General features: G+C 64.7%; 7 protein-coding genes and 1 pseudogene. 3 read left to right on the top strand and 5 right to left on the bottom strand.

The window, feature by feature from the left end; genetic code table 11:
* The 3 genes and pseudogenes from VGH54_RS25160 to VGH54_RS25150 all read right to left on the bottom strand — a co-directional run.
* Window positions 1-141, bottom strand: a pseudogene (locus VGH54_RS25160) (GmrSD restriction endonuclease domain-containing protein); the annotation flags it as partial.
* 21 nt (window positions 142-162) lie between these two features.
* The gene (locus VGH54_RS25155; RefSeq protein ID WP_331514850.1) at window positions 163-1,572 is read right to left on the bottom strand and encodes an FAD-dependent oxidoreductase; all 1,410 of its coding nucleotides are present in this window, start codon (window positions 1,570-1,572) and stop codon (window positions 163-165) included.
* A 237-nt stretch (window positions 1,573-1,809) separates the two neighbouring features.
* Complete coding sequence (locus tag VGH54_RS25150; RefSeq protein ID WP_331514849.1) at window positions 1,810-2,244, bottom strand: nuclear transport factor 2 family protein; 435 nt, start codon at window positions 2,242-2,244, stop codon at window positions 1,810-1,812.
* A gap of 261 nt (window positions 2,245-2,505) precedes the next feature.
* Here VGH54_RS25150 and VGH54_RS25145 point away from each other — a divergent pair, with 261 nt between their 5' ends.
* The 3 genes from VGH54_RS25145 to mscL all read left to right on the top strand — a co-directional run bounded on the left by VGH54_RS25145 (window position 2,506) and on the right by mscL (window position 4,125).
* Window positions 2,506-2,853: an FmdB family zinc ribbon protein gene (locus VGH54_RS25145; RefSeq protein ID WP_331514848.1), complete on the top strand. Its 348-nt coding sequence runs from the start codon at window positions 2,506-2,508 to the stop codon at window positions 2,851-2,853.
* Between the two features lie 65 nt (window positions 2,854-2,918).
* Entirely contained in the window at window positions 2,919-3,581 is a 663-nt protein-coding gene (locus VGH54_RS25140) for an SAF domain-containing protein (RefSeq protein WP_331514847.1), read from the top strand.
* A gap of 109 nt (window positions 3,582-3,690) precedes the next feature.
* Entirely contained in the window at window positions 3,691-4,125 is a 435-nt protein-coding gene (gene mscL / locus VGH54_RS25135; RefSeq protein ID WP_331514846.1) for a large-conductance mechanosensitive channel protein MscL, read from the top strand.
* 176 nt (window positions 4,126-4,301) lie between these two features.
* Here the strand turns inward: mscL and VGH54_RS25130 are convergent, their stop codons facing one another.
* A complete protein-coding gene (locus VGH54_RS25130) occupies window positions 4,302-4,844 on the bottom strand; it encodes a MogA/MoaB family molybdenum cofactor biosynthesis protein (protein WP_331514845.1) in 543 nt (180 codons plus the stop codon).
* Window positions 4,844-6,164, bottom strand: a 1,321-nt coding sequence (locus tag VGH54_RS25125) for a S1C family serine protease (protein ID WP_331514844.1), incomplete at its 5' end; no start/stop codon positions are given. The genes VGH54_RS25130 and VGH54_RS25125, both read right to left, overlap by 1 nt.

Genomic DNA, 6,164 nt, shown 5'->3' with positions numbered 1-6,164 from the left:
AGTTGACCTGACCGGCCACGGCCAACAGGTTGCGCGGGTCGTTGGCGAAGTCGCGCCGGCGCTGGCCCTCCCACAAGCGTGCGCCGTTTACCAGGCGTCGGCCAGCGCGACCACATGGTCGATCTGCACGGCCGAGCAGGTGCCGGGCCGAATCCGCAGATATCACGGGTGGGCGGCGACGTGGGCTAGACGAGACCGTTGAAGTAGGCGCTGCGGTCCTCGGAACCCCGCGAGCAGGTGGCGCACGTTGGCGGCGACGACATGGGGCAACAGGGCGGGGTCGTTCAGCCGGCTGGCTGGATCGATGAGGTGGACCACTCGCAGGAGGCGTTCGGCCACCGTGGTGTCGTTGGAGGCCGCGATCAAGGTGGCTTTGACGATCTGACGACGCAGTCGCTGTTGTATTGAGCGCTTGCGGCTAGGTGACGGGAGGCGGTCGTTGGCGTGGTTGCGGGTCCACACCGGATTGATGTGCAGTGCGGCGCCGGTGAAGAAGCGGTGCGCCAAAGCGTCGTCGCCGCTGCGCAGGCAGTGGCGCAATGTCAAGGCTTGCAATGCGGCCATTGTCATGCCCTGCCCGTAGATAGGATTGAGGCTGCACAATGCATCACCGATCACCAGCAAGCCGCGCGGGAATCGTCGCATCTGGTCATAGCGCCGCCACACTGCAGCGGGATTGCGGAAAGTTGCGATCTCACCGATAGGTTGCCCATTGTGCAGCGCATCGGCGATAGCCCGGGGTAGGACATCTTCGGACAAGGTCAGCATCGTGGCGAAATCGGCTGGGGCCCCGCCATTCTCAACGGAGCGACCGACGGCCAGCATCCAGGAGTCTTGCTCGCAGGCCAACAGCAGCACGCCAGGCTCGCGGGGCCCTCGGTTCGACACGACCAACTGCTGTTCGATGCATCCGCTGGGGATCGCGAGTCGCTGACTGGCATACCCGACCGCAGTCGGGGACCGCTCCTCAGCCGGCCGCCCGTATCCCAGGCGTTCGAGAAACGCGGCGATGCGCGCCGATCGTCCGGACGCATCCGCCACCAGATCGGCATTCAGCGCCGTCGTTATCTCGCTGCGGCGGTCGACGATTCGCACACCGGTGACCGCGTTATCCGCAGCGATCGGCTCAAGGACGTCATGACCGTCCAGGAACGTGACTCCGGGCAGGGCTGCCACCCGTCGGCGCACATAGAACTCGACGAACGGTCGACTCGCCAGGCACAACGTCAACCCTGTCGGATCCGCCACCGTGCCCGAGCGCTTTAGTTCCCATTTGCCCATCCGGGCATAGATGCGTCCCAAGTCCCCGTCGTCAACGACGATGGCACCAGCTGCGGCCATCTCATCGAGCAGTCCAGGAAAGAGCTCCGCCAGCGCCTGCACACCGCGGCCCAAGAAATTGTGCAGATGGCGGTCCTGAGGAACGCCTTGGCGGTGACTCGGATGGTCGAGCAACGTGTCACGTTCCACGACGGTAACCGCGTCGTAGAACTCCGAAAGCACTCGCGCTGCAAACAAACCGGCCATCCCAGCGCCCAACACAACCGCGTGTTCACGACCACTCTTCGTCATGAGACTGGCCTCGCCAGCTGGTTTGGCATTCATACCGCCGAACCGTACACCAAAATTAAGAAAAATAAGGCTAAATTAAGGTAACGATGAGGGCGTTGGGCTCAGCGCTACCGACCGACGTCTGATCCATCGAGGAACCCCACAACCAAAGTTGCGCTGTTCACCGACATCCAAGGCGTCGCTCGCCCAACTCAATGACGACCTTGCTCACCCATCGGCATCAGCTTTCGGGGGCGCTCATGCCGAACTCCACCATCGCCACGCTATTGACGGATGGCGCAGCAGCGTGGGCAGGATCGCGAGAGGGTCGAAATAGGTCACGCGTTTGACGGCCTTGCCATCGCACAGTTCGAGCCGGTTGACGTTAGGCCACTCGATCAGGTCGCCCGCGATGCGGGCACGCAGCCGGAATTCAATGAACACTAGGTTGGCATCCCCACACCAATGGTCGACGCATGCACGCAGGTCTGGAAGACAGTTTAAGAATCGCTGGAACTGCTTTTGCGCAGCCTCGATCCCGACTACGCGAGGCGCGAGCGGCTGCACGAGGACCACGTCGGAATGTAGGAGTTCCGACAACCGTTGCGGTGCAGGATCGTTCCAGAAGTCGCCGAACTTGATAACGAATTCTTCAGGGCCGGAGGGTGCCTTCACCTCATCAACGATGGCCATCGATGCGCTGCCAATGCCACGCACCGGACTGCCAAGAACTGCCAGAGGCCCATAGAACGAGGGAAAGGCCGTGCCGTGCGATCACCCCGGCCGCAACTGCCGCGCGGCCTCTCGATCTATCTCACGTTCGTGTCACATATGACACGCCAGATGGGGTCCTACACTGGCGTCCGCGCCGAGCGGGAATGACACGTGCCACATGGCGGTTCTAGCACTTGAGACGGTAGAGTGCTAAGCGTTTAGATCATCACGGAGGTTTGTGTGCCGACTTACAGCTATGCCTGCACCGAGTGCGACAATCGCTTTGATGCGGTCCAGGCATTCAGTGACGATGCCCTGACCACGTGCGAGAAGTGCTCGGGTCGGCTGCGCAAGCTGTTCGGCTCCGTCGGGGTGGTGTTCAAGGGCAGCGGCTTCTACCGCAACGACAGCCGCGAGTCGACGAAGAGCTCGAGTAACGGCTCGGCCAAGTCGAGTTCGTCGTCGAGCTCCGAGGGGTCCAGTTCAAGCGACACGTCCAGCTCGTCGGAGAAGTCCAACTCCTCGAGCAGCTCGTCGACTGAGAAGTCCGACTCGTCGTCGAAGTCGGCCGCGACCACCTCCAGCTAGCCGGTTATCCACAAGCGGCCGTTCGGCGGCCGCACTTATTGTGCTGCCACGCCTATTGTTGGCGGGTGGGAGATTCCCCAAAATCGTTGAATCCGTCTCTGCCGGACCGGATTTCGCAGTGGCTACGCCCAGACTGGTCGCGGACGGTGCTGGCCCGGCGCATTGCCGCGGGCGGGCTGGTGATGCTGGCCGGGGCCGCCGCGTTGCGGCCCGATCCCGACGGCGACCGCGCGCATGTCGTGGTGGCCGCGCGTGACCTCAGCCCCGGCAACGCGCTGACCGCCGATGACCTCCGCCTCGAAACACGGCTAATCCCAACAGTTCCCGACGGATCGCAGTCGGACGTCGGTGCGGTTGTCGGCTCGACGCTGGCGGGGCCGGCGCGGCGGGGCGAAGTGCTCACCGACGTCCGGCTGCTGGGCCGTCGACTCGCCGAGTCGGCCGCCGGGCCCGACGCCCGGATTGTGCCGGTGCATCCGGCTGACAGCGCACTCATCGACTTGGTACGACCGGGTGATGTCGTCGACGTCGTGGCCGCGTCGGAGAACAGCTCGCAAGCCAACCCGCATGTCGTGGCCACCGACGCGATCGTGGTGTCGGTATCGGCAAAGCAGAAAGCTCAGAGTGCGACCAACGATCGGGTGGTACTCGTCGCGCTGCCGGCCACCTCGGCCATTGCGGTGGCCGGCGCGGCGTTGGTTCAGACCGTGACGCTCACCCTGCACTGAGTGTCTGGCCGGATAAACAGCAAACTCTCGCACGGCCAGCCCGACTCGGCTAGCTTTTTCCTAGACTCCAATTGCTTTGTGGCATACCCACTGCAGAAAGGACATCCCGATGTTGAAGGGTTTCAAGGAGTTTCTCGCACGCGGCAACATCATCGACCTGTCTGTAGCGGTGGTGATCGGTACCGCGTTCACCGGTTTGGTCACCAAATTCACCGAAAGTGTCATTCAGCCGCTGGTCGACCGGATCGGTGCCGGCGGAAAGTCCGACGTCGGGATCTTGAAAATCAGTATCGGCGGAGGTCAATTCATCGACTTCAACGCCGCATTGGCCGCCGCCATCAACTTCATCATCATCGCGGCGGTGGTGTATTTCTTGGTCGTGCTGCCCTACAACACGCTGCGCAAGCGTGGTGAAGTCAAGCAAGCCGAGGACACCGAACTCTCACTGCTCACACAGATCCGGGATCAGCTCGCCGAATCCGGTGGCGGCTCAGGGCATCACTCCGCCAACGCCCCGGAAAGCCCGACCATCGAGGACAGGTAGCTCCCAGCAGCCGCTTCAATCGTGGTGTGGCGGCACGTTGTCCCGCAGCCATTGCTCACGATCGTCGGCGTCTCGACTCGCGTGTGGATCACGCTCGTCTGACGACTCTTGCGGTAGCTCTGTCCCGAATACCCGGTGAATCGCGCCCGAGTCGTCACCGGCCGGCCTGCTCAGCGTCAGATCTCCAGGCTGGAGAGTTGCCCGATGATCTGGGCCGCCAACGGATTCAGCGTCGCCATGCCGTCGCGCACTGCGAATCGCGAGCCGGCGAGATTGACCACCAGGGTGCTGCCGGAGATGCCGGCCAGACCGCGTGACAGGCCCGCTTCGATGATGCCCGCGGACAACCCCGACGCCCGAATGGCTTCGGCGATGCCGAGAACTTCGCGGTCGAGAATGTCCAGCGTCGCTTCCGGCGTGACGTCGCGCGGAGTCACGCCGGTGCCGCCGACGGACACCACCAGGTCCACTCCCCCGATCACGGCGGTGTTGAGCGCATTGCGGATCTCCACCTCGTCGCCGGCGACGGCGATCACGCCGTCGACAACGAACCCGGCCTCGGTGAGCAGCTCGGTGACCAACGGACCGCTGTGGTCCTCGTCCCCGTGCGCAGTCCGATCGTCAACAACAACGACAAGTGCCCTGCCGACCAACTCCGCACGCTCCTCCATGGCTGCAACCGTATATCTGGACTCCGACCACGGCGCAGCGGCTCTCATCACTGCTGTGCCTTACCCAACGTGACCTGGACCTTCTTGGTTTGACCCGACGCGTCCTTGTAGGTCAGCGTGACTTTGTCGCCGGGCGCCTTGGATCGCACCGCGGCGACCAACGCGTCGGCACTGTTGACGGTGCGGTCGTCGACCTTGGTGACCACCACGTTGCCGGGCATACCGGCGGCGGCCGCGGCGCCGTTCGGCACCACCTCGACGACCTTGGCGCCGGGCGTTTCCTTGTCGTTGGTGACCTGCACGCCCAGCGAGGCGTGCGACGCGGTACCCGAACTGATCAGCTCGTCGGCGATGCGCTTGGCCTGATCGACCGGAATCGCAAAGCCAAGGCCGATCGAGCCGCTTTGCGCGTCCGGCGAGTCGCCGCCGAGTGTGGCGATGGCCGAGTTGACGCCGATCAGCTGTCCGCTCATGTTGACCAACGCGCCACCGGAGTTACCGGGGTTGATCGCGGCGTCGGTCTGGATGGCGTCGAGCACGGTGTTCTGGTTGCCCGACTCACCGGTCGTCGACACCGGCCGGTTCATCGCGCTGACGATACCGGTCGTCACGGTGCCCTCCAGGCCGAGCGGCGAACCGACCGCCATCACCGGCTGGCCGACCCTCAGGTTGGCCGACGACCCGAGGCTGATCGGCGTCAGCCCCGAAACGCCTTGCACGCGAACCACTGCGATGTCGGTGGTGGGGTCAGCACCGACAACGGTGAACTCCGCGGTGCGACCGTCGGAGAACGTCACCGTGGTCTTCGGCTTGGCTCCGGCAGGCGGGGCAGGCTGGTCGGGATCGGGGCCCGGGCCGCCGGGGTCATCCTCAGGGCCCTGGTGTTCACCCGGACGCCCGTGCGGCGCGGGCGCCTTGCCCGGGTTGGCCGCGGTCGCGACGACGTGGTTGTTCGTCAGGATCAAACCGTCCGAGGACAGGACGATGCCCGAGCCTTCCTCGGATGCACGACCGAGGTTGGTCTCCAGCATGACGACGCTGGGCACCACCTTTGCGGCCACCTGCTCGACGCTGCCCATCGGCGCGTTCGAGGCCGGCATCCCGGGAGTCGCGCCACCGGCTAGCGACCCGTCTGCGACGGAGGAGAGCGATCCGTGGTGCTCGATCACCGACGCGGCCGCACCGCCGATACCGGCCGACACCACCGCAACCGCCACCGCGCCGACGGTCAATGCGCCTGCGCGAGAACGCTTTCGGGGAGCGGGCAGCGGAGGCCCGGCCTGACCACCGGCGAAGGGGCCGTACGGGTGCCGGTACTGCCCCGGCTGGGGCTGCTGGCCGTAACGCCAGTCGTAGCCCTGCGGATAG

Source organism: Mycobacterium sp. (genome assembly GCF_036488105.1).
In the GTDB taxonomy this organism is placed as follows: domain Bacteria; phylum Actinomycetota; class Actinomycetes; order Mycobacteriales; family Mycobacteriaceae; genus Mycobacterium.
The sequence above is the reverse complement of the archived record's forward strand: the minus strand, read 5'-3'. Positions and strand labels throughout refer to the sequence as shown.